Here is a 24,939-nt window from a genome sequence, read left to right on the forward strand (position 1 = left end):
AGTTGATACGAGACTGTAACGGAACTATCCTTTCTACAATGGCAGTAGAAAAAAAGACGGGATAAAAAAAGCAGACCCACCGCATCGGTAATTCCGCTTTTTCTATTCCTATGGAAAAAGTCTTATTTATACAATGGGAACTCAGCCATCATTGCTTTTACTTTACCATGGATCAAATCCAGTTGCGCATCATTAGATGCATTTTTCAATGCCTCATCGATCAATTCACCGATTTGAATAATTTCATTCTCTTTAATACCACGTGTAGTGATTGCAGCAGTACCAAAACGTACACCTGAAGTCACAAAAGGAGAACGTGTATCGAAAGGAACCATATTTTTATTTGTTGTGATACCCGCTTTACCCAATACAGCTTCGGCTTCTTTACCAGAAATATCTTTATTGCGTAGATCCACCAACATCAAGTGATTGTCTGTACCACCAGAGATGATCTTATAATCTCTTTCTACAAAGAATTGCGCCAATGCAGCTGCATTTTTCTTTACTTGAACGATATATTCCATATACTCATCGGATAAAGCCTCACCATAAGCAATCGCTTTCGCAGCGATTGTATGTTCTAAAGGACCACCTTGCGTACCTGGGAATACAGCTAAATCCAATAATTGTGTGATTGTACGGATTTCACCTTTAGGTGTTTTGATACCCCATGGATTTTCAAAATCTTTACCGACCATGATCATACCACCACGAGGGCCACGAAGCGTTTTGTGCGTCGTTGTCGTAACGATATGGCAATGTGGAAGTGGATCATTCAATAAACCACGCGCGATTAAACCTGCAGGGTGAGAAATATCTGCCATCACGATAGCGCCAATTTCGTCTGCAACTTTACGGATGCGTGCGTAATCCCAATCACGAGAATAAGCCGAAGCACCACAGATAATCATCTTTGGTTTTTCACGAAGCGCTGTTTCTTCCAATTGCTCATAGTCAATTAAACCAGTGTCTTCTTTTACACCATAAAATAATGGTTGATAGATCTTACCCGATAAGTTCGCTGGCGAACCGTGTGTCAAGTGACCACCGTGAGATAAATCAAGACCTAAAATTTTGTCGCCAGGTTTGATTGTCGCCAAAAAAACAGCCGCATTTGCTTGAGCACCAGAGTGAGGCTGAACATTTACCCATTCTGCGCCAAATAATTGTTTTGCACGGTCAATTGCGATGGTTTCGATCTCATCCACAACTTCACAACCTCCATAGTAACGTTTTCCTGGGAGGCCTTCTGCATATTTATTTGTCAACACTGAACCAGCAGCTTCCATCACTTGTTTTGAAACAAAGTTCTCTGAAGCAATTAATTCAATACCTTCTTCTTGGCGTTTAAGCTCATCAGCTATTAAATTAAAAATGGCTTGATCTCTTTCCATTGTTTTTAAATGTTGTAAAGTAAATTTTGTAGTTTATTTTAATGCCTCAAAGATAGCATATTCCATAAAGAATATCGACAAAAAGCCATATTTTATTAAATGTTCTTAGAAAAACAGCCTTATTAATGCGAATTACCTAATTAGGTCGGGATCATTTTATGGTACTATCGGACAAAATAAGCGGACAAAGAATTGAATGTTTCGAAAATGTCAAAAAATCCAGGTCAAGCAATTTGCCGTTAAAAAAATGTATTTTTGTATTGGATTGGCTAAAACACTATTAAAATGAGTACAGAACATACAGCAGTTGCTCCTGTTTCTTTAACAGAGGGGGCAATCAAGGAACTAAATAAATTAAAGGATCAACAAGAAATCTCTGATGATTTTGGTTTACGTGTCGGTGTTGAAGGCGGCGGTTGTTCCGGTATGAGTTATATCTTGGGCTTTGACCAGAAAAAGGACGGCGATAACGAATACGAAATTCAAGGAATCCGCATCTTTATGAACAAAGCACATGGCCTATATCTTGCCGGAATGGAAATCGACTTCAAATCGGGACTCGATGCAAGGGGCTTCACATTTAATAACCCCAATGCAACAAGTACCTGCGGATGTGGAAGCAGTTTTTCAGCATAACTGAATTTCAGTACAAATGAAATAAGAAAGGGACTGCCATAGGTAGTCCCTTTGTCGTAGTAGACACCACACTCATTTTTTGTCGGTTGATCGAGGAGAGATTTCAAAAAGTTCGACCTCGATTTAATGAGATTAGTACAACAAAGCCCTCTTTCATTTTCCATCATAAATCACTAAATTAGCGACCTTTATAAAAGAAGCATACAACAGTCTGATGTACAAAGAATATAAGCAGTTAAATTTACCCGAGATAGGTAAAGAGATTTTGACCCGTTGGGAACAGGAAAAAATATTCGAAAAAAAGTATCAATAATCGTCCTGAAAGCAAGACCTATACATTTTTTGAAGGTCCGCCTTCTGCAAATGGCATGCCCGGGATTCACCACGTGATGGCACGTACGATTAAGGATATTTTCTGTCGTTACAAGACTTTGAAAGGTTACCAAGTGAAAAGAAAAGGCGGCTGGGATACCCATGGCCTGCCCATTGAACTTGCTGTCGAAAAAGCCCTTGGAATCACAAAAGAGGATATCGGCAAAAAGATTACCGTAGAACAATATAATGACGCTTGTCGCAAGGAGGTAATGAAATATACCGATGTATGGAATGACCTAACCACCAAAATGGGGTATTGGGTTGACCTTGAACATCCTTATATTACTTACAAGAATGAATACATCGAAACTTTATGGTATTTATTGAAAGAACTTTACAAAAAAGGTCTTTTGTACAAGGGTTATACGATACAGCCTTACTCTCCGGCAGCAGGTACGGGATTGAGTTCACATGAACTTAACCAGCCCGGCACCTATAAAGATGTGAAAGATACCACTATCGTTGCAGAATTTAGACTGATCAAAAGTCAGCTTCATCCAGCTATAGAAAAATTAGTTGACGACGATGCGGAGGATGTTGCATTCATTGCCTGGACCACCACACCATGGACTTTACCGTCCAACACAGCTTTGGTTGTAGGCAAGAAAATAAATTATGTGAAGATCCGAACGTTCAATAAATATACCGGTGCGCCTGTATCCGTCGTATTAGCGAAAGATCTGATCAGCAAACATTTTAAAGCAGAAGGCGAAAATGCATCCTTCCAAGACTATAAATTGGGCGACAAAGTAATTCCTTGGGAGCTTGCAGCAGAATTTGTGGGCGAAGAGCTTGTTGGCTTGCGTTATGAGCAATTGTTGCCTTATATCACCAGCGAGGATTTACAAGAAAATGCTTTCCGCGTTATTCCAGGCGACTTTGTTACGACCGAGGATGGTACGGGTATCGTCCATGCGGCCCCTACTTATGGTGCGGATGACTTTCGTGTCGCAAAAGAACATGGTGTACCGGGCATCTTGGTGAAAGATGAAAACGGAAAAGAGGTTCCTACTGTTGACCGTACGGGACGTTTTGTAAGTGAAATCACCGATTTTGCCGGAAGATTTGTCAAAGAGGAATATTACAGTGCAGAGGAACGTTCAAAAGAAGATTTCAAACCTACGGATGTATTGATCTCTATCAAACTAAAAGAGGACAACAAAGCTTTCGATGTCAAAAAATACGAGCACACCTATCCACACTGTTGGCGGACAGACAAACCTGTTCTTTACTATCCGCTAGACAGCTGGTTTATCCGCACAACAGCAGTGAAAGAAGATTTGGTTGCCTTAAATAAAACCATCAACTGGAAACCTGAAGCAACCGGTACTGGACGCTTTGGAAACTGGTTGGAAAACTTGGTAGACTGGAACCTTTCACGTTCACGTTATTGGGGAACTCCACTTCCTATCTGGCGCTCAGAAGACGAAAATGAAGAGGTTTGTATCGGTTCCTTACCTGAATTAAAGTCTTTATTGGAAGCTTCTTTGACCTCCGACATTCTGTCTGAGGATGAAAAAGCGAAAAATAAAGCTTACTTGGATAAATTCGATACCGAACAATTGGACCTTCACCGTCCCTATGTAGACGATATCGTCTTGGTTTCTGATGCCGGACAAAAGTTATTCCGCGAACCTGACTTGATCGACGTTTGGTTTGATTCGGGTGCCATGCCCTATGCACAATGGGGACTGGATCACGAAAAATTAGCCAAAGGGGAACAATTTCCTTTTAAAGCTGGATTCGATCATGCATACCCGGCAGACTTTATTGCTGAAGGGGTTGATCAAACACGGGGCTGGTTTTTCACCTTACATGCGATTTCTACGATGATGTACAAATCGGTTTCCTTCAAAAACGTCGTTTCCAATGGCCTGGTATTGGATAAAAATGGAAATAAGATGTCCAAACGCCTGGGCAACGGTGTGGATCCATTCTCGACGATCGATCAATACAGTGCCGATGCAACACGCTGGTACATGATCAGCAATGCCGCTCCATGGGACAACCTTAAATTCAATATGGAAGGGTTGGATGAAGTCCGTCGTAAATTCTTTGGTACTTTATATAATACCTACGCTTTTTTTGCATTGTATGCCAATATCGATAAGTTCTCCTATGCAGAATCCGATATTGCGTTGGAGAAACGTCCTGAAATTGATCGTTGGATTATCTCCTTGTTAAATTCGTTGACCAAGGAAGTAGACGAATACTTGGCGGATTACGAGCCTACAAAAGCAGCGCGTGCTATTCAAAACTTTGTTGATGAACATCTCAGCAACTGGTATGTCCGTCTTTGCCGTCGTCGCTTCTGGAAAGGAGATTATACAGAAGACAAAATTTCGGCCTATCAGACACTTTATACATGTCTTGATACGATTGCGAAATTGATGTCGCCAATATCACCTTTCTTCTCGGACAGGTTATTCCTGGATTTGAATGCAGCAACGAATAAGGAACAAGTTGAATCCGTTCACTTAGCGAATTTCCCGGTTTACAATGAAAGTTTAGTCGATAAAGATCTGGAAGAACGTATGGCGTTAGCGCAGGACATCTCGTCTTTGACACTTTCCTTGCGTAAGAAAACCTCCATCAACGTACGTCAACCATTAAACAAAATTTTGGTTCCGGTACTTGATAGTGCCTTCCAGGAAAAGGTAGAAAAAGTAAAAGATCTGATACTTTCGGAGACGAATATCAAAGATATCGAGTTTATTACGGACACCACCGGTATCATTAAGAAAAAAATAAAACCAAATTTTAAAGCTCTTGGCGCGAAAGTTGGTAAGGATATGAAGTTAGTTTCTTCGTCTATCCAATCGTTGACTATAGATCAAATAAGTTCATTGGAATCAACAGGCGAATTGGCCCTAGCAGGCACGCCATATACGATTCTATTGAGCGATGTAGAAATTATAGCAGAAGACGTCGAGGGATGGCAGGTAGCGAACCTAGGTAAATTGACCGTAGCATTAGATGTACATATCACCGAAGAATTGAAAAAAGAAGGTTTGTCAAGAGAATTGATCAACCGCCTACAAAATCTAAGGAAGGATAAAGGATTAGAAGTAACTGATAGAATTAACGTAAAGTTAACAGCTGCTTCAGAAGTGGTCAATGCTGCCAACGAAAATTTATCGTATATTTGCACCGAAATTCTGGCCGATTCATTGGTATTTGAAGATTCACTAACTGAAGGAGAGACCATCGAGATCGATGGCAAAGAACTTAAGGCATTAATCCAAAAAAATTAAATTATGGCAAACAACAACGAGAAAACACGCTATAGCGATTCAGAATTACAAGAATTCAAAGATATTATCTTGGACAAGCTTAGAATAGCAAAAGAAGAGCTTTCCTCGTTGACCGCAACGCTAAATAACAGTAATGCTAATGGTACCGACGATACTGCTGGAACGTACAAGACATTGGAAGACGGTTCAGCTACTTTGGAAAAAGAGCAAACAAACCAATTGGCTGCTCGTCAAAAGAAATTTATCGACAACCTAGAAGCAGCGTTGGTGCGCATCGAGAACAAAACGTATGGTATCTGTAGAGAAACAGGAAAACTGATTCAAAAAGAACGTTTGAAAGCTGTTCCACATACAACGTTGAGCATCGAAGCGAAAAACAAACAATATTAATTTTAGGCATTAAATATATGGTCTTTGTTTAGGCAAAGACCATTTTTATAACACAATGAAGGGTTATACGAAACCGATCGCGCTTATTGTCGCGATACTTTTAATAGACCAATTGTCGAAGATCTGGGTTAAGTTATCCATGACAATCGGACAAAGCCACCATGTATTGGGCAAATTTTTCCAGATTCATTTTATTGAAAACAATGGAATGGCCTATGGGATGGAATTTGGCGGTGATTATGGAAAATTATTTTTGACGGTATTTCGTATTTTAGCCGTAGCGGGTATTGGATACGGCCTGCATTACATGATCAAAAATAAGTACAACCGGGGTTTCATCTTAAATGTTGCCTTAATTCTTGCCGGTGCACTTGGAAATATCATCGATTCTGCTTTTTACGGTGTCATCTTTAGTGAAAGCACCTGGTATGATAAAGCGAGTTTGTTTCCAGCAGGTGGTGGTTATTCTTCCTTCCTGCACGGGAAAGTAGTCGATATGCTTTATTTCCCATTGATTCAAGGTAACTTCCCTTCTTGGGTGCCCTTTTGGGGTGGTGAAGAGTTTCTCTTTTTCCGACCTGTATTCAACATTGCAGACTCGGCGATTTCTGTTGGGGTGGTTTTAATCCTATTATTTCAAAAACGGTATTTCAAAACCGAAAAAGAAGAAAAATCCAGCATACACAGCGAAATCGTTGAAGATTAACGAAATATTCCTTAAAAGCCTTGTTAATCGCAAGGCTTTTATTTTTTTTACATATAACCCAATACAACTTCTAAACTCTACTATTCGCATGAAAAACATTAGTCTACTTCTGACACTTTGCTGCCTACTAGGAATCCAAATAGCACAGGCGCAGCAGATCGAAGTTTCTAACTTAAAGAAACATATTTATTACCTCGCTGACGACAAAATGCAAGGACGAGGAACGGGCAGTAAGGAAGTCTTTAAAGCTGCAGATTATATTGAAAAGGAATTCAAAAAATACAAACTTGAGCCTAAAGGTGAAAAAGGCTACCGCCAATCCTTCAAAGCCAAAGTCTGGAAAGTAAAAGTTGCAGACAGCATTCGCAATGCAGATAATATCATTGGATTTCTTGACAATGGTGCCGACTTAACAGTTGTTATAGGCGCACATTACGATCACCTGGGAACAGGTCGTCAAGGAAGCTCAAAGGATTCTTTAGGAGTAGGCAAAATCCATAACGGAGCCGACGATAATGCCTCTGGTACCGCTGGTTTATTGGAGCTCGCACGTTACTTTAGCAGCAACAAGGAAAAAGAACCTTACAACCTATTATTTATCGCTTTCGGGGCAGAAGAATTGGGATTAGTAGGTTCCAAATATTTTACGGAACACCCTACGCTCCCATTGGAGAAAATCACAGCCATGCTGAATATGGATATGATTGGCCGTTATAATCCAAGCAATGGCCTTGCTGTAATCGGCTATGGAACAAGCAGTCAATGGCCGGCTATATTCAAAGATGTTCAAGCACCTATAAAATTTAATCTTAGTAAGGATGGTAATGGCGGATCTGACCAAACTTCATTCTACAAAAAGAATATACCGGTGTTATTTTTCCATACTGGTGGACACCCAGACTACCATATGCCGACCGATGATGCCGATAAAATTGATTACAATGCTTTAAAAGCCATTTTAGATCTAGAAAAAACAGTGGTTGAAAATATCATGAAACAATCCAGTAAAATGGACTTTATATGGACCAACTAAAACAAAAAAAGCGGATTTGTCTTTAACAGCAAGTGATAATCTAGCTTTTTATATGCTCAAATGCTATAACAGAGATTAGTCAACGAGTTTGTAGACATACACGAATAAACTAAACAGCGCACTTAAGTCCCTGCAAACGAGTCTTTATAAACGGGTGCTTGGATATCATTTAATTATTGTTGATGAAAAAAATACTAGTGACAGGATCCAATGGATTCCTCGGCCAAAAAGTCGTTGATTTACTTGCAAAAAATGACCAATATGATGTTGTTGCCATTTCGAAGGGTCCAAATCGCAACCCGAATCAAGTGAATTATACTTTCTATCAAGTAGACCTATCGGATCGGGAAAAACTGACAGATTTTTTAGCTGCACAAACTTTTGATGCAATTGTACATACAGCAGCCATGACAAGTGTGGAAGCTTGTGAAGCAGATCAAGCCGTATGTCAATCGCTTAACGTCGATCTTGTGGCCTATCTTGCCTCCTATTGTACTACACATCAGACTCAACTGGTCCACTTATCTACGGACTTTGTATTTGATGGCAAAAAAAATACGCCTTATGATGAAACAGATCTCCCCAATCCACAAAGTGAATATGGGAAAAGTAAATATGCTTCCGAACAAGTGCTTGCAAAATCGGGCTGTCATTATGCTATCCTTCGCACAATATTAGTCTATGGGATCAATGCTGACCCCAATCGTTCGAATCTCGTATTATGGGCCAAAAGTAAGTTGTCACAAAATGAACCTATAAAAGTAGTCAATGACCAATGGAGAATGCCTACCTTTGTGGATGATTTAGCTTATGCTTGCCAACTCGCTATTGACCGAGAAGCACAGGGAATATTTCATATTTCAGGAGCAGAGCTTATGTCGATCAATGAGGCTGTCTACAAAATTGCAGACTTCTGGCAACTAGACAAAGGATTGATTTCGGAGATCAGCGCTGCCAGCATTGGACAGGCAGAAAACAGGCCACGGCAGACAGGCTTTGACCTGACTAGATCTAACGCTGAATTGGGTTATGTGCCGACGTCATTTACGGATGCTTTGGCAATCATAGATCATCAATTCAAAACGTTTGGACGATAATGACAAAAAATGATATGATAGAGAAATTTGCGCGAGAGTCATACACAGAGATGAACGAATTGGTATTACCCAACGATACCAATACATTTGGAAATTTGATGGGTGGCCGTTTATTGTATTGGATGGATATCTGTTCGGCTATTGCTGCTCAAAAACACTGTAGCAATGTCGTCGTCACAGTATCTGTTGATAATGTATCTTTTAAGCGCTCTATTAAACTGGGTGAGGTCGTCACGATACAAGCTCAAGTAACACGTGCGTTTAATAGTTCTTTGGAAGTACGCATGGAAATTTTCGCATCTAATTTACCGGAAGGCACCCGTGTAAAAACCAACGAAGCTTATTATACCTTTGTTGCTGTTGATGCGGATAACAACCCCAAAGCTGTGCCGGTACTAATTCCTGAAACAGACATAGAACACAAAGCTTACGAAGATGCATTACAACGAAGAGAGCTGCGTCTTATTCTCGCGGGGAAATTAAAGCCTGAAAATGCAAAAAAATTAAAAGCGCTGGTTAGTCTTTTTAGCCAAAAGAATTAATACCTAATTTTTATGGCTTACATACCGTGCAAATAATAAAAAAGGGAAAACAGCTTGTTTTCCCTTTTTTGTTATATCCCCATACACTGGGTTTATTTATTTGCGGTAGTTTACTCGTTACCGAGCGCTAAAATCCGATCAAACTCCTCCGGCTTCAAAGGCATCACAGACAGACGCCCCTGTCTGACCAAAGCGATATCCTGCAACTGCGCATCAGCCTTAATGGTTTCCAACGTAACGGATTTCTTCAGCGTCTCTACAGGTGCCAGATCCACAACGACCCAACGCTCGTCATCTGTTGTCGGATCCTGATAAAATTCCTTGACGACTTTGGCCACGCCGACAACTTCTTTTCCTTCATTGCTATGGTAGAACAGGACCAAATCACCTTCTTTCATAGCTTTGATATTATTCCTAGCTTGGTAATTACGAACACCATCCCAAAATGTACGGCCATCTTTATTAAATTGTTCCCAGCTATATTTAAATGGTTCAGATTTTACTAAGAAGTATTGCATGGTCAAATTTCTGTTAAGCGTTTAAAACTATTGTTGTGGCATTAAAACTTCCATTTTATCTGCAAAATGCGCACAGTAATCACGCAAGTCGCCAATAACCTTTTCTGCCATTGGATCACCGCCTGAAGAACGGATAAAGGAGTCGCCCAATGTTTGAAGTGTTTCATAGAAAAAACGTTTCATCTCATCGTAAGGCATATCTTTAGTCCAAAGATCGATACGCATTGAATTTTTATAATGTGAATCCCATAGGGCTAAAAACATGGCTTTTGCAGGTAATTCCTCTGCATTATTTCCATCTGTAGACGACCACATGATATTTTCAGGCACGTTGTTTTCATCTAACGCTACCTGTAATTTTATTTCAGCTTTTTTCATTTTAATATTATTGAGCTATTTTTATTGAGCTATGTTTTTTGAAACAGAGACTATATTTGTCATCGATTTACAACCTAACTCGTCTTTATTTTTAAATTTTACCTTTTACCCAAAGGTAACTTTAACAATTAAACTGGTGACACAAACGACTATCAAAAATGCCAATTGTAATAACCACATTTTTTTATTTGGCTTTACAAAGATCCTAAATACAATATCAATGACGGTCAATATCAACAACAATAGTATAAATGCACCCCATGTAAATAAGGCCTTTTCATCATTGGGGTTTTCCATAACAAACCAGGCAACAAGGCATGCACTAGCGATATTTAGTGGTGTAAAGCGCACAATAAATTAACGTTTTTTAAAATTACGATTTGCTCCCCCCGATTTTCCACCTGCAGATTTACTTTTACTTTTTGCTCTTGGTTTAAATCCCGAAGCTCGTTGTGCCTCGCGCACTTCTTTCTGTTTGATAACGTATTTTTTCTCGTGAAAAGCACCTTGGAAATCAGGATCATCTTTTCGCTTTTGATTATCAATCTCGCGCGCAATATCCTGTTTTTCATGAAAAGGTGTTTTCTCTATAAAGACATCCTCTGGGAGTGCGTGCACAGGGATACTTTGCTTGATCAATTTTTCGATTTTGCGAACATAATATTTCTCGGCCTCATTACAGAACGTGATGGCGTCCCCCTCATTGAACGCTCGCCCGGTACGTCCAATACGATGTACGTAATCTTCAATAACAATAGGTACTTCAAAGTTGATCACATGGCTTACATTAGAAACATCAAGTCCTCGCGCCGCCACATCCGTTGCGACCAAAATCCGGATATTTCCTTCCTTAAATGCATTAATAGAGTTGATGCGTGTGTTCTGGCCTTTATTGGCATGAATAACACGAACCTCATCTTTACCATATTTGCGTTCCAAAAAGTGGAAAACATTATCTGCTACCTGCTTTGTTTTACAGAAAACAATCAATCGGCTAAACGCTTCATCATCTTTTAGGAGATGTTGAAGTAAATTCAATTTTGTCTTTTGGTTGGGAACGATATAGAGCGCCTGGCTTACCGTCTTCGCTGGTGTAGCTTGTTCGGACACTTCAATAACCGTCGGAAATGCTAAGAAATCGCCTGCAATTTTGCGGACAAGCTCACTCATTGTTGCTGAGAACAGTAAGTTCTGCCGTTTGCGTGGTACAATTTCAAGCACGCGATGGATCTTACTGATAAAGCCCATATCCATCATCTTATCGGCCTCATCTAAGACCAAAAATTTAAGTGACTTAACGCCAATATGTCCTTCCAGGTACAGGTCCAAAAATCGACCCGGAGTTGCAACGATAATATCCACTCCTTTTTCGAGTGCTTCTATTTGAGTTTTTGGCCCTAATCCACCATAAAGTACCACTGAACGCAAATCAAGATAAGTAGAAAACAGTTTAATATTTTCTTCGATTTGCATGGCCAATTCCCTCGTTGGTGTCAAAATCAACGCACGCGCATCATTTCCCTGAGCATATTTTAGCTTCATCAGCATGGGCAAAACGAACGCCGCCGTTTTTCCAGTTCCAGTCTGAGCGATACCCATCACATCCTGACCGGCCAATATTGGCGTAATTGCCTTTTCCTGGATCTCTGTCGGTTGTTGATACCCCGCCTCCGCTATCGCATTTAAGATCTGTTTATTGAATTTAAAATTTTCAAATGATTGCTGCATCTTGCAAAGATAAGGAAAAGAGTCCATTTGACTTTCCTTGACAACCAATACGGTACACATTTACTTTCAATTGACATAAAAATTGGCAAAAAGCATATTATAAAGTCTAATATTTTGGTTTTTAAGAGAATTAAAGCATTTTTGTACTGTATAAACAAACTTTTTATCAGGTTGATATGAAAAAATTATGGATGTGTTTGTTGTTCATCACAACAAGCTTTGCTGCATTTGCCGATGAGGGAATGTGGTTTTTAATGTATCTAAAGCGTCTGAATGAGTCAGATATGCAGAAAAAAGGACTTCGCTTAAGTGCCGAAGAAATCTACAGCATTAACCACTCGAGCTTAAAGGATGCAATCGTACAATTCAATGGTGGCTGTACCGCTGAGATCGTTTCTGATCAAGGATTGGTATTCACCAACCATCACTGTGGATATGGTGCTATTGCAGAACTTTCTACACCAGAAAATGATCATTTAACAAATGGTTTTTGGGCCAAATCCAAAAATGAAGAGTTAAAACCTAAGTCTCTATCGGTTCGCTTTTTTGTGCGTATGGATGATGTTTCAAAACGAATCTTAGGTTTGGTCAACAACAAAATGTCTGAAGATGAACGTAAAAAGATCATTGCTGCTGAGACTGCTAAAATCCAAAAGGAAAATAGCGAAAATGGCAAGTATGTGGTTGAAGTAAAATCGTTCTATCAAGGCAATGAGTACTATTATTTTGTATACCAAGATTACAATGACGTTCGGTTGGTGGGCACGCCTCCAAATAGCATCGGTAAATTTGGTGGTGATACCGATAACTGGGAATGGCCCCGTCATACCGGAGATTTCTCGATTTTCCGCGTATATGCTGATAAAAATGGGAATCCCGCAGAGTATGCACAAGATAATGTTCCTTTGAAACCAAAACATTTCCTACCTGTCAGCTTAAAAGGTGTTCAAGAAGGAGATTTTGCAATGATCTTAGGATATCCAGGTCGCACCAATCGTTGGATGCCTTCTGGTGGCATCAACCAAAATGTTAAATTCGCTTACCCAGCTTGGGTAGAAGCTTCTAAAACAGGTATGGATGCCATGAAAAAATTCATGGACCAAGACCAGGCAGTCAAATTGAACTACGCTTCGAAATACTCTCAAGTAGCGAATTACTGGAAAAACCGTCAAGGAATGATTGACGCTTTGACATTACATAAAACGGCGGAAGCGAAAGCAAAAGACGAAGCTAAATTTGACAAATGGGCAAATAAAGCTGCTAACAAAGCAGAGTACGGTGATGTCATCAAAACAATCAACGAATTTTATGCTTCGACAAACGAGAAAGCTAGACATGACAATTATTTAATGGGCATGCTGCGTTCTAGCGCAATGGCAGCGTTACCGTATACAATCGGATCCGGTTTAGAAGTTTATGCTGCTGGAGATGAAGCAAGAAGAAATGCTATTCTTCCTCGTTTAAAGTCGGCCATCGATGCAGGTTATGAAAAAATGTATATGCCGCTTGAAGAGCAGGTATTGATTGACGAATTGAATCTTTACGCTAAAAAAGCAGGAAATATTGCACCATATATTGCAGAATTGGCGGCTAAAAACAATGGCGATTTTACGGCGTATGTCAAAGAATCTGTGAAGAACAGCATCTTCGCTTCAGCGGAACGTTTGAACAATTATCTGGCTACCCCTAACGCTGAAATCTTAGCCAATGATCCATTGTATAAACTTTCTTCGGCCCTACTTAACAGATACCGTCAAGTAGATCCTAGCTGGAAAGCACAAGACGACAAATTTGAAGGTGCTTATCGCAAATATGTTGCTGGTGTATTGGCTTCTAATCCAAAAGGTAAATTCTATCCGGATGCGAACAGTACTTTACGTTTAACTTACGGCTCGATCAAAGGCTTACCACAAGACCCGCGTAACGATGCTGACAAGAACTTTTACACGACGTTAAAAGGTACTATTGCAAAATACAAAAAGGGCGACGAGGAGTTTGATTTGCCACAGCGTTTGATGGATCTGTACAATAATAAGGACTATGGTCGCTATGCGGACAAAAAAGGACATTTACCAGTAAACTTCCTAAGTGACAATGACATAACAGGCGGAAACTCAGGTTCACCAGTGATAAATGGCAACGGTGAATTAATTGGCCTAGCTTTTGATGGTAACATTGAAGCAATGGCTGGTGATGTGATCTTTGACCATAAGCTACAACGTACAATTTCAGTTGATATCCGTTATGTATTATTTATCATCGATAAATTTGCAGGTGCAACTAACATTATTGACGAACTTAAGATTGTTGAATAGTTTTTTTTAAGCTTTTTCGATAAAAAAAAACGAAATTTATTTTCTATTTGATTCGTTTTTGTATATTTAAGGAGTGTTTAGGAAAAACCATAAAAACTAAAATTATAATTATAAAAAAATGGAAAACTACGTAAAATTAAAAGAGTTAGTAGCTTCTATCGAAGCTGATGCAGACAAGTTCTTCAACAATGGTAATTCTGCAGCTGGTACACGTGTACGTAAAGGATTACAAGAAATCAAAACCTTAGCACAAGAACTTCGTAACGAAGTTACTGCTAAGAAAAACGACGGAAAATAGTTTTTTTTCGAAGTTAGACATAAAAAAGGCCTTTCAAATGAAAGGCCTTTTTTGTTGGCTGCTACAGAAATGTACAGGCCATCACCAAATTATAAATCTTAATACCCAGGTAATCACCGAAAGAGGACTTCAGTTTATCATAAACCTGCTGCCTGGTCAAGGGTTTATCTTTCTTCTTTAACAATGTTGCCGATGAAGGATTTACAGCGCCCAATTCCACCTTCGTCGCAAACATATTGTAATGTAGTTCCGGAACGGCCAAACCAAGGATCATTCCCGGTAGTCCATTAAAGGCCGAAGGACCTCCTGAAACAGGGATTTGATCCGTATAAAAAGCAACGGCATAGATGGAATCCAATACAAGTCCATTGGCCCTGCGGCAGGGATAACCTGCAATTTCACGGTACTCATTCGTAATTTTCCACTTGATCTTCAATGTCGAATCCGCCACGACAACCCTTTCCCCGCCTAACTCAAAGACAGAATTAAAGGCTTTACTTTTCAAATTTTGATAGCCACTTATCCCCGACTCAAAAATTCCAGAGCGCATCAAGCCACTAACAACGTCCGAATACTCTTCAGCAATATGCTCATAGAGCACCTCATCATTGGAGAAGGTCAGTTTCTTTTTCAACACCTGATTTTCGGGAATCTGCCCCATCATTTCTTTGATGGAGTTTCGTGTATCCTCGTCTTTTGCATAAGTTGCATAGCGTTTGAGGAGGTTTTTAAGAAACATAGTCTTGTCATACGTAATTGTTCCTTGTGTAGGAAAATAAGCATATTGTCCAACAGCTGTAGCTCCCCAGAAAAAGAACAGCAATAGGACGAGTAAATTTTTGATATCTTTCATTTTATTTCGATTTTACGAGCATTTTATTTATTTCCCAAGTGAGCTTAACCATATAATATCTACTGATTGTATTGTATCGGCGTTCCGTCAGTAGTGTTCCATTTTGACTTCTGTCAAAACCCACATTCTGTTTGAAGAGGTCATTAACCATAAAGGTCAATTCGAGCTTTTCATCTTTTCGGAATTTTTTTGACAATGCAGGGCTCAGCACAAATCGTTCAAATTTTTTACTGTACACCGCCGTGGGTGCCTGATACGTATAGCTAAAATCTGCCCGCACAATAAATTTAGCCGGAAGAAAATACTTTAGGTTTCCTTCAGATGAAAACGTAAATCCCTTACTATCTTCCATTGCACCGATGGAATTGTCTTGTATAAGATATCCTGGAGACAATTCAATACCAAAGTCCAAGCCTTTGGTGGTCGATCGCTGTAGACTATAATTGATCGCATAACGCTGCACTTTGGCATTCGCCAAAACAGTATTGACATAGTTATAATTGTTGCTGAAAGATACCGATGGACCGCCACCATGTCTCAATTGAATTTTTTTCCATAATTTGCCGTAATACATTGGCCTGATGCTAATTTGATTATTGCTGTTATGATTCAAATTTCCCCAGACAAATGTCGTCTTGCCCAATGAATCAATCGTTGTATTTTGCACCAAAGCATTGTTGGTACGTGATGCACTCAAAAATATACCTATAAACTTATCTTCCAATACGGAATACGTTCTAAAGCTTAGATTCAAATTATTGGTGTAGGAGGGTTTCAAATTTTCATTACCTAGATATTCATTCAAAGGGTCCAAATTCGACCGGAGTGGCTGGATCTGATTCAAAGAAGGCAAACCATTGGTACCCTGATATTCCAGATTGATCGATTTATTTTTTTGTATTTCATAATTAACATTAGCCACCGGATTATAGACAAAAAAAGATCGTGAGAGTCTCGAATTTTCCATCCGGTTTAACTGTGACAGATTACTGTTTTCGAACTTATTCGAGACATTGATCACTAGCTTTTCCAGGGGTTTATAATTAATTGCGAAATTATAGGTGTTTTTTATCGTTTTATATAAGAAATCATTGCTATACAAACTATCTAGCCTATCAAAAGTACCGGTATGCTGATTTTTATCGAAAGATCTAACTGCGTTGTTATTTCTGTTGAGATTCAATCCATATTCAAAAGAAAGGATCATCTTTTTTGAAATCGGTTCGGAATAAGCGAATTCACCGCCCGTGGAAAAAGAGCTGTTTTTCACAAATTTCTTCTGGTCGAGAGTCGAATCTCTTTCAGCATTCCCTTCTTTGTAAAATTTGAGTTTAGAAAACAAATCTTGCTCACCATCCTGTTTATTACCTGATGTAAAATAGTTGAATGATAACGAACGGCCTTTCTTTTTAAAACGTCTTACATAGAGTGCTGAGGCATTATACTGTTCTGACTTAGAATCGTTCGTAAACTTCCGCATGTTATTGTTGATCTTTTGATCAAATTGATTTACAGTAGTTGATTGTGTCTCTGAAGAACTATTATCATGTCTTTTGTTTGCACCTGCCCAGACCGTTAAATCCGACATGGAATCGACCTTAAATTCATATTTCAAACCAATATTATGCTTTCTGTTCTCATTTGACGCCAATGTGCTGCTATTGCTAGTCAATATCGTGTCGCGTGCCGCATTGCGCGTAAACACACTGCGATCCAGATCAACATCAGATCGGATATGCTTATAGTCGATCCGCCAAGCATGTTTTTTGTTAGCGGTTTTATCCGAATATAAAAATCCTGTATTCAAGGATTTGGGAATACCTTCGCCATTAAAATTATCGCCTCTATCGTAATCTCCCCCCATGCTTGATACCTCCTCATAACTGAGTCCACTCTTCCCTGTATTACTTGCAATCAAATAAGCCGAAGCTTTAAACGATTGATTAAAATAGTTCAAAAAGACCTGTCCAGCGTAGAACTTATCACTCCCTCCACCGACATCTACTTTTCCGAATATTCCGCGTCTGGCTTCCTCTTTGAGCTTCACGTTAATTGTCTGTGTACGTTCACCATCATCAATTCCTGTTTTCTCAGCCTTATCAGACTTTTTTTCATAGACCTGAATTTTGTCAACCATATCAGAACGAATATTCCGGCTTACTAAAATGGGATCGTCACCAAAGAACTCTTCCCCGTCAACAAGCATTTTCTTCACTGTTTTTCCTTGGGCAGTAATTTTTCCAGAGGCATCGACGGTAATCCCAGGTAAGACTTTCAACAAATCTTCAACTTTGGCGTTCTTTTCCACTTTAAAACTTCCAGCATCATATTCCGTCGTGTCCCCCTTAATACTAATGGGTACCCGCCCCATAACAATTACCTCTTCCAATAGGGTTGCGCTGCTGGTCATTCCAATAGATAGGTTATTGTAATGCTGCCCTGGCAAGATCTCTGCATAATATTCACCATACTTCGGATAGGTGACAATGATAAAATATTGTCCAGTATCAGGACGCTCAAGAGCGAACTTACCATTTTCATCCGAACGGGTAAAATTGGTCAAAATAGAATCTTTGGCTGTTAACAACATAATGGTTGCATTGTGCAGCTTAAGCTGATCTTTTACATCACTGATTTTTCCTTCAATTCGGGATTGAGCATGAACTATTCCGCAGAAACAGAATAAAAGAAGTAAAAGTAGTTGCCCCACTCTTTTCATAATATGGTTTTGGATAGTATATAATTATATAAATAATAAAATTCGTGCACAAAACTAATATTTTGTTTCAGTTAATTTTAGTTTATCTCAAAAAAATACAAGCAATAAAAAGGTATTAAAAAATAAAACAAACAATTGACTAACAATGCAATACAAACTAAAAACCATAAAAAAAGCTCTTCTTTTGAAGAGCTTTTTTATCTAAACAGTTAGAAATATGCAACATATTGTATAAACAGCATGCTGTGATCTTTATAAATTGCCAAGTTCCATAATAAATTGAACAGTTTCTTTATTCATGTGTTGAGACAGCACACTTGTAATCTGATCTGTCATGGCCTTTCTTGTCATTCGTTTGACTTTGGTATTCTCGAATTTCTTTTTGTCCATCACTACGGTGTTGCTGAGTTCAACTTTTGTTGCAAAATAGGAAACGTGCTGACTAGGTACAACCAAGCCTAAAATCATTCCGGGGAGACCATTGATGGACTCTGGGCCACCACTGATCGGAATTTCATTGCAGTAATATCCAATGACATAAATGGAATCCGGTGTAATACCATTGGCTCTCCTGCAATTGTACCCAGCGATCTCACGGTATTCATCGGTGATTTTCCATTTGATACGCTTCATGGAATCCTGAACAATAATTTTTTCACCTACAATATCATTGTATCTCAAAAAAGATCGGTTGGACATATTTGAAAGTGTGGATGCATCAAAGTCTAGCGCAAGCATCATAATATACTGCTTAATCTCCGCATCCAGGCTCTCGTCTTTTACCGACTCAAACAAAGTCTCCGTGGTTTTAAATTTCATAGACTTCTTTAACACGGCACTTTCTGGTAATCTCGGTATTATACGCTCAAAAAATTGTTTTGAGTTATCATCGGCTTTAGCGATGAATTTTTTACTTACGATATTCTTCATATACATCGTCTTATCGTAGGAAATAGTTCCCGATCGACCAAACAACGTATACTGTGCTTTAAGACCAAAGGCTGAACAACAGAAGAAGAGAAAAAAGATATATTTTAACATTGTATTTCGCTTAATATTTTATAAAAACATTTTTGTAAAATCCCATGATAGTTTAAGCATATAATATCTGCGTATCGTATCATATCGACGTTGCGTAAAGACAGAAGTCGATGCCGAACGACTAAAGCCCTTGTTTTGGTTAAGAACATCATTGATCATAAAATCCAACACCAACGATTCATTTTTCAGGAATTTCTTGCTTACACCCGGATGCAACAAAAACTGCTCAAACTTCTCATCAAAAGCTTTGGTCGCTGCCTCGTAGGAGTAGGTATAATTCGTGTAAACCTTAAATGTTTTGTTGAAGAAGTACTCCACACTTCCGTTGGAAGCGAATACGAAACCATTGCTATTGGTATTGCGTTCCAAACTTGATTTCATCAAACGATATTGTGGACTAAAGTTCAGGTCAAAATTTAAACCTGTCTTGGTATCTCTTTTAAAATTATACGTAAAATTAAAGTTCGTCGTATTTACTTTATTCAATTGGTGATTGAACATATTATAATTATCACTCATATTCACATAAAACTGTGGCGAGTTGGACAGGCCAAGTTTTTTGCTCAATTTGAAATAAACTCCAGACCATACGTTCAGGGAAGTATTGGTCTTACCCTCAACGTTATTCCAAGTATATGTATTGATCCCGTTCAATGTATCAATATTTTGTGTTATCGGGTTTCTTTCGGTAGAAATATTACCGCCGACATACACGTAATTCCCGGTCAACACACGGAACGAATTATAATTCAGATTTAATGAGTTTCTAAACGATGGTCTTAAATTTTCATTTCCTAAATAACGGTTAATCTGGTCTGAGTTGTCCAAAACAGGCTGGATCTGGCTCATGGAAGGTAATTGATTTTTACCGGTATAGTTCATCCATAAACCTTTTGTCTTTGTAAAAGAATAACCTGCACTTACATTTGGGTTATAGGTAAAATAACTTCTTGTAATCCCCTGACTTGTATAATTATTAAACTGCTTCAGTTTGTCATTATTAAAATTATTGGCTACAGTAAATTTGAGCTTTTCAGTTGTATGGACTATCGCAAGTTTATATCTACTGCTATTTCTATCAAAATCATAATTATTACTAAACTTTCGATCCAATTGATTATAATTTCCTTGCCCATCATTATTGAACGATTCCACGAGTGATGTATTGGTACTTCGTTCTATTCCAGTTCCCACAACAAGATTCCAAATTTTGGATAGGGGTTCGGTGTAAGATATAGAGGCTCCTAAAACATCACTTTTATTGTTACGGACTTTATCTTGATCCGTTTTTGTTTCAGTATTTAGATCATTATTTTTAAGAGAGGAATTTAAATGCCCAGTGCCATTCATCTCATTTCTTTTCCATTGACCATCAAATGTAAAAGAACGTCCTTTTTTCTTGAATTTATGTGTAAAATAGGTGCTAAAGTTTAATTCATTCACATTGTTTTTCACCAGCTCATCTGTTATTTCCGCAATTGAGATATCACCAGCCTTTGAGAACTGATAAGCTTCGCGTGTATTATAGGACCAAAGATTCTTTCTTGATGCTCCACCTCGTATGGTTAAGAGATTTAACGAATCTAATTTCAGGTCATATTTCAGATTCGCACGATGCTGGTCATTTTCAGTATCTACATTCTTCACCGATTTGTTATTGATCAAACCTGTTGTAATCGTCTCATCATTTCCATCACTGCTCAGTCTTCCGTATTTATAGTTAATGTTGACTGTATGTTTATCCTTATCAAATTTATCCGAGAAGTTAACGCCCGAATTTATGGCTTTAGGTACACCAATAACTCCTTGTCCAGAAAAAGGATCCGTAAAATTAGACCAGCTCATCGATCCGTCATCACCATAGGATACACCTGAATCACCACCATACTTTTGGGCATCCTGCCAGTTCATGCTCGTGGTACCATTATTACCGAAAAGCCCATAAACTGATATTTTTTGCGAACCCTTAAACTTGTTCAACATCAATTGCCCCATATAGTAGTCGTCGGTTCCACCACCAAGAAGCGCTTTTCCGAACATGCCATTTTTAGAGCCTTCTTTTAGCTTTACATTGATAGTTTGCTCACGCTGACCATCATCCACTCCTGTTCGCTCTGCCTGCTCGGATTTTTTCTCGTAAACCTGAACTTTATCCACCATATCCGATCGGATGTTGCGCGTTACCAGCGTCGGATCATCGCCAAAAAATTCCTCGCCGTCTACCAATACTTTTTTGACTGTTTTACCTTGTGCAGTAATCTTTCCAGATGCATCAACCGTGATGCCGGGCAAAGCTTTCAACAGGTCTTCAACTTTGGCATTCTTCTCAACTTTAAAACTGCCGGCGTCATATTCAGTGGTATCACCTTTAATAGTGATTGGGATACGGCCCGTAACGATGACTTCTTGTAATAATGTAGCTGTGTTTGTTAGACCAATAGCCAATTTGGAATAATCCACACCGGATTGGATCTCCGTATAAAAATCACCATACTTAGGGTAACTCACAATAAGCACATAAGATCCTGTATCGGGCTTGGCTAAGGAAAATAGACCATTTTCATCAGACCGGGTAAAGCCTGTTAATATAGAATCTTTAGCAGTCAATAGCATAACTGTTGCGTCTGATAACTTTAGTTGGTCCTTTACATCACTTATTTTTCCAGCAATCTTGGATTGACCCAAAGCCAGACCAGGAATAGCAAAAATGAAAAATAAGAGCATTTGTAAAACTCTTTTCATAAAATTGTTGGATAGTAAATTAATATCAATATAACATTAGTAGATAAAACCAATGTTTTGTTACAGTAAATTTAATTTTATTTCTAAAAAAACTAATTTTGGCCCACGCCCCCACTATTTGAACGAAATAGGAAGTCCTTTGTACAAAAACTCAGGTCCTATACCTTTACTCAAAAAAAGATTTTTTGCTAGACTTGATAATGTTTTTTCTGTTGCATATTGATCAACCGCCACAACTGCAGACAAAAGAAGCATATCAATAGGGCAAAAGATATTTGACAAGCTATCGCACTATAATTTTTAAGATCCGGGGTTATGTCTGCAACTTCAATTTTGGACATCAGATAATTATTTAACAGGATTCCGCAAACAGTCCCGAGGAGAAAAAATGTAATCGCATACTTTTTATTTGACAGGGCTTTTTCTTTATCTTTCTCAAGCGCTACGATGCTGCCCATGATCCGTTGTTCAAAATCGTCGAATGGCATTTCTATTTTGCTCATTTGCATAACCCTTCTGAATTTTTCCTGCTGCTTATCCATAATACTCTGCTTTTTTAATTAACTGACTCAAGATGATCTGCATATTTTTACGGGCCCGGTGTAAGATCACTTTTGTATTTGCCAATGTCCAGCCCATAATTTCCTGGATTTCATCCATAGACTGTTCTTCTAAATAAAATAAACGTAATGCAACAGACTCCCGGGCGGGCAGGATAGTGAGTGCATCGTTGATCATTTCTTTTCTTTCATGCGCGATTATTTCATCCAATACAGAATCCTCATGCGATGTGTCATGGTGGGAAAGATCAAAATTGACCAGGTCCAGTTTCTTATGTCGAACGGCATTAAAAGCCACATGCACCACAATCCGGTAAAACCAGGTACTAAATTTAGATTTCCCTTTAAAGGAAGACAGCGATTGATAGCATTTTATAAATGCATCCTGAACGGCATCTTCTGCCAAATGCTCTTCCTTCACAATAGAAAGAGCGACAGAAAATGCCATATCCTTATACGTTTTTATAAAATAACGATAAGATTCCACATCACCTGACAGAACTTTTCGAATATAGATTTCATCCATTGGCGGGTTAAATATCGCGTTTTTTATCCAATCGGTTAGCAATTATCATCGCAACTCCTGCAGAAATAATCAAAATTGCTACGGCAAGTGAATCTGGCAAGTCTGTATTGATATAGTTATCCAAAATCCCGACAATGAACAGACCTACTCCGATACCAAGGACCAAAATTCCGGGTTTTTGCCAATCCAAAGACTCCTTTTTCCTACTTTCGCTAGGTAGGTGTACTGTGGCACTTCGATAACGCATAATAAAATAAACACACAAGGTAATACACGTAAATAATCCGACGCCCAAAACGGCTGCTACTGATTGCTTTTCCATAATTATTTGAATTAGTTTTTACATTAGTCACGGCTATTCCCGAAAAGGTTACAACAAATTGAGTTAAATGTGTCGATTTGTGTAAATTTGTTTCAAACACAAACAATATGCAAAACATTAAAGAATATGTAGAAGCAAACAAGCAACGTTTTTTAGATGAGTTGTTTGATTTATTGCGTTTACCATCAGTAAGTGCCGATCCTAAATTTAAAGGAGATGTGGAAAAGACTGCTGACTTTGTTGCTCAGAAATTGCGTGAAGCCGGAGCCGACAATGTAGAAGTCTGTCCTACCGCTGGTAATCCAATCGTTTATGGAGAAAAAATTATCGATCCGGCACTTCCTACAGTGTTGACATATGGTCACTACGATGTACAACCTGCTGATCCTTACGAGCTGTGGGATACCCCTCCTTTCGAACCGACGGTCCGTGATGGCAAAATTTATGCACGTGGTTCTGCCGATGATAAAGGTCAGTTTTATATGCATGTAAAAGCCTTCGAATACATGATTAAAAATGATGCTTTAGCATGTAACATCAAATTTATGATTGAGGGTGAAGAGGAAGTAGGCTCAGTCAATTTGGGCACGTTTGTTAAAGAAAATACAGAGAGACTGAAAGCAGATGTTATCGTTATTTCTGATACCTCGATGATCAGCATGGAGCAACCTTCTTTAGAAACTGGCTTACGCGGCCTTTCTTATGTTGAAGTTGAAGTTACGGGGCCTAATAGAGATTTACACTCCGGCGTATATGGTGGAGCAGTAGCCAATCCGGCGACGATATTAGCAAAACTGATTGCATCATTACATGACGAAAACAATCATATCGCTATCCCTGGATTTTATGATGATGTTGTCGAATTGACTGCCGAAGAACGCAAAGCATTAAATGAAGCACCTTTTGACATTGAAGAATACAAAACAGACCTGGGTATCCAAAATATCTGGGGAGAAAAAGGTTTCACAACATTAGAACGCACCGGTATTCGACCAACCTTGGAGGTAAATGGTATCTGGGGTGGTTATATCGGTGAAGGCGCCAAAACAGTACTTCCATCAAAAGCGAATGCGAAAATCTCCATGCGTCTTGTACCAAACCAAAACTCTCACCGTATTACGGAGCTTTTCAAAAAACATTTTGAATCTATTGCACCAGATTATGTGAAAGTTGAAGTAAAGCCCCATCATGGTGGTGAGCCTGTCGTGACACCGACCGACAGCATTGCTTACAAAGCAGCAGAGAGAGCGCTACATGAAACATTTGGTGTTCAACCGATCCCAACTCGGGGTGGCGGATCTATTCCAATCGTTGCTCTTTTTGAGGAAGTATTGGGTTTAAAAACAGTACTTCTAGGCTTCGGTTTGGATAGTGACAACCTGCACTCGCCAAATGAAAAATATGGTATTGAGAATTACCTAATGGGAATTTCAACAATACCTTTATTTCATAAATATTACGCGGAACTAAGCAAATAATTTAGTTTTTCATTAGATAAAGGGTTATTTTTAA

The 24,939-nt window shown here is 38.8% G+C and carries 20 protein-coding genes and 1 pseudogene; 10 read left to right on the forward strand and 11 right to left on the reverse strand.

All coding sequences use genetic code 11. The annotated features are described in order from the left end of the window. Positions 1-122: 122 nt before the first annotated feature. Positions 123-1,394 (reverse strand): serine hydroxymethyltransferase, encoded by a 1,272-nt coding sequence (gene glyA / locus DTA23_RS02750; RefSeq protein WP_046674046.1) that lies wholly within the window; start codon positions 1,392-1,394, stop codon positions 123-125. Positions 1,395-1,679: 285 nt separating this feature from the next. Here glyA and DTA23_RS02755 point away from each other — a divergent pair, with 285 nt between their 5' ends. The 7 genes and pseudogenes from DTA23_RS02755 to DTA23_RS02785 all read left to right on the forward strand — a co-directional run bounded on the left by DTA23_RS02755 (position 1,680) and on the right by DTA23_RS02785 (position 9,427). Continuing rightward, positions 1,680-2,030: a HesB/IscA family protein gene (locus tag DTA23_RS02755; protein WP_046674047.1), complete on the forward strand. Its 351-nt coding sequence runs from the start codon at positions 1,680-1,682 to the stop codon at positions 2,028-2,030. Between the two features lie 214 nt (positions 2,031-2,244). Then, positions 2,245-5,659, forward strand: a pseudogene (ileS, locus tag DTA23_RS02760) (isoleucine--tRNA ligase). Between the two features lie 3 nt (positions 5,660-5,662). After that, positions 5,663-6,049 (forward strand): TraR/DksA family transcriptional regulator, encoded by a 387-nt coding sequence (locus DTA23_RS02765; RefSeq protein WP_046674049.1) that lies wholly within the window; start codon positions 5,663-5,665, stop codon positions 6,047-6,049. A 55-nt stretch (positions 6,050-6,104) separates the two neighbouring features. Next, positions 6,105-6,755: a lipoprotein signal peptidase gene (locus tag DTA23_RS02770; RefSeq protein WP_070562322.1), complete on the forward strand. Its 651-nt coding sequence runs from the start codon at positions 6,105-6,107 to the stop codon at positions 6,753-6,755. Positions 6,756-6,843: 88 nt separating this feature from the next. Continuing rightward, a complete protein-coding gene (locus DTA23_RS02775; protein ID WP_112373766.1) occupies positions 6,844-7,788 on the forward strand; it encodes a M20/M25/M40 family metallo-hydrolase in 945 nt (314 codons plus the stop codon). Between the two features lie 182 nt (positions 7,789-7,970). Continuing rightward, positions 7,971-8,885, forward strand: a complete 915-nt coding sequence (locus tag DTA23_RS02780) for an SDR family oxidoreductase (RefSeq protein ID WP_112373767.1) — start codon at positions 7,971-7,973, stop codon at positions 8,883-8,885. Positions 8,886-8,899: 14 nt separating this feature from the next. After that, positions 8,900-9,427, forward strand: coding sequence for an acyl-CoA thioesterase (locus tag DTA23_RS02785; protein ID WP_046674180.1), 528 nt, complete (start codon positions 8,900-8,902; stop codon positions 9,425-9,427). A 110-nt stretch (positions 9,428-9,537) separates the two neighbouring features. Here the strand turns inward: DTA23_RS02785 and DTA23_RS02790 are convergent, their stop codons facing one another. The 3 genes from DTA23_RS02790 to DTA23_RS02805 all read right to left on the reverse strand — a co-directional run bounded on the left by DTA23_RS02790 (position 9,538) and on the right by DTA23_RS02805 (position 12,051). Further along, entirely contained in the window at positions 9,538-9,945 is a 408-nt protein-coding gene (locus DTA23_RS02790; RefSeq protein ID WP_112373768.1) for an EVE domain-containing protein, read from the reverse strand. Positions 9,946-9,972: 27 nt separating this feature from the next. Next, the gene (gene gldC / locus DTA23_RS02795) at positions 9,973-10,323 is read right to left on the reverse strand and encodes a gliding motility protein GldC (RefSeq protein WP_046674054.1); all 351 of its coding nucleotides are present in this window, start codon (positions 10,321-10,323) and stop codon (positions 9,973-9,975) included. Between the two features lie 357 nt (positions 10,324-10,680). Beyond that, positions 10,681-12,051, reverse strand: a complete 1,371-nt coding sequence (locus DTA23_RS02805; RefSeq protein ID WP_070562365.1) for a DEAD/DEAH box helicase — start codon at positions 12,049-12,051, stop codon at positions 10,681-10,683. Between the two features lie 176 nt (positions 12,052-12,227). Between DTA23_RS02805 and DTA23_RS02810 the strand changes: the two genes are divergently transcribed. Together DTA23_RS02810 and DTA23_RS02815 are read left to right on the forward strand one after the other, a co-directional pair. Continuing rightward, positions 12,228-14,366, forward strand: a complete 2,139-nt coding sequence (locus DTA23_RS02810; protein WP_046674056.1) for a S46 family peptidase — start codon at positions 12,228-12,230, stop codon at positions 14,364-14,366. A 118-nt stretch (positions 14,367-14,484) separates the two neighbouring features. Beyond that, positions 14,485-14,664, forward strand: coding sequence for a BF3379 family histone-like protein (locus DTA23_RS02815; protein WP_070562307.1), 180 nt, complete (start codon positions 14,485-14,487; stop codon positions 14,662-14,664). A gap of 61 nt (positions 14,665-14,725) precedes the next feature. Here DTA23_RS02815 and DTA23_RS02820 read toward each other — a convergent pair whose 3' ends face one another. The 7 genes from DTA23_RS02820 to DTA23_RS02850 form a co-directional block, all read right to left on the reverse strand. Then, the gene (locus DTA23_RS02820) at positions 14,726-15,517 is read right to left on the reverse strand and encodes a GLPGLI family protein (protein ID WP_112373770.1); all 792 of its coding nucleotides are present in this window, start codon (positions 15,515-15,517) and stop codon (positions 14,726-14,728) included. 1 nt (position 15,518) lies between these two features. Further along, complete coding sequence (locus DTA23_RS02825) at positions 15,519-18,236, reverse strand: outer membrane beta-barrel protein (protein WP_112373771.1); 2,718 nt, start codon at positions 18,234-18,236, stop codon at positions 15,519-15,521. Positions 18,237-18,488: 252 nt separating this feature from the next. After that, entirely contained in the window at positions 18,489-19,277 is a 789-nt protein-coding gene (locus DTA23_RS02830; RefSeq protein ID WP_112373772.1) for a GLPGLI family protein, read from the reverse strand. Between the two features lie 18 nt (positions 19,278-19,295). After that, positions 19,296-22,019, reverse strand: coding sequence for an outer membrane beta-barrel protein (locus tag DTA23_RS02835; protein WP_112373773.1), 2,724 nt, complete (start codon positions 22,017-22,019; stop codon positions 19,296-19,298). Between the two features lie 188 nt (positions 22,020-22,207). Then, the gene (locus DTA23_RS02840; RefSeq protein ID WP_112373774.1) at positions 22,208-22,561 is read right to left on the reverse strand and encodes a hypothetical protein; all 354 of its coding nucleotides are present in this window, start codon (positions 22,559-22,561) and stop codon (positions 22,208-22,210) included. Further along, positions 22,554-23,105 carry an RNA polymerase sigma factor gene (locus DTA23_RS02845; protein ID WP_070562291.1) on the reverse strand — a complete coding sequence of 184 codons (552 nt, stop codon included), beginning with the start codon at positions 23,103-23,105 and terminating at the stop codon, positions 22,554-22,556. Before DTA23_RS02845 ends, DTA23_RS02840 begins: the two co-directional genes overlap by 8 nt. A 7-nt stretch (positions 23,106-23,112) precedes the next feature. Continuing rightward, entirely contained in the window at positions 23,113-23,427 is a 315-nt protein-coding gene (locus DTA23_RS02850) for a hypothetical protein (RefSeq protein WP_139144912.1), read from the reverse strand. Positions 23,428-23,534: 107 nt separating this feature from the next. On the opposite strand from DTA23_RS02850, the gene DTA23_RS02855 reads away from it, so the two are divergent. Next, positions 23,535-24,905: a dipeptidase gene (locus DTA23_RS02855; RefSeq protein ID WP_112373775.1), complete on the forward strand. Its 1,371-nt coding sequence runs from the start codon at positions 23,535-23,537 to the stop codon at positions 24,903-24,905. The last annotated feature ends 34 nt before the right edge of the window (positions 24,906-24,939 follow it).

This window comes from Sphingobacterium multivorum (assembly GCF_900457465.1).
Taxonomy (GTDB): Bacteria; Bacteroidota; Bacteroidia; order Sphingobacteriales; family Sphingobacteriaceae; genus Sphingobacterium; species Sphingobacterium multivorum.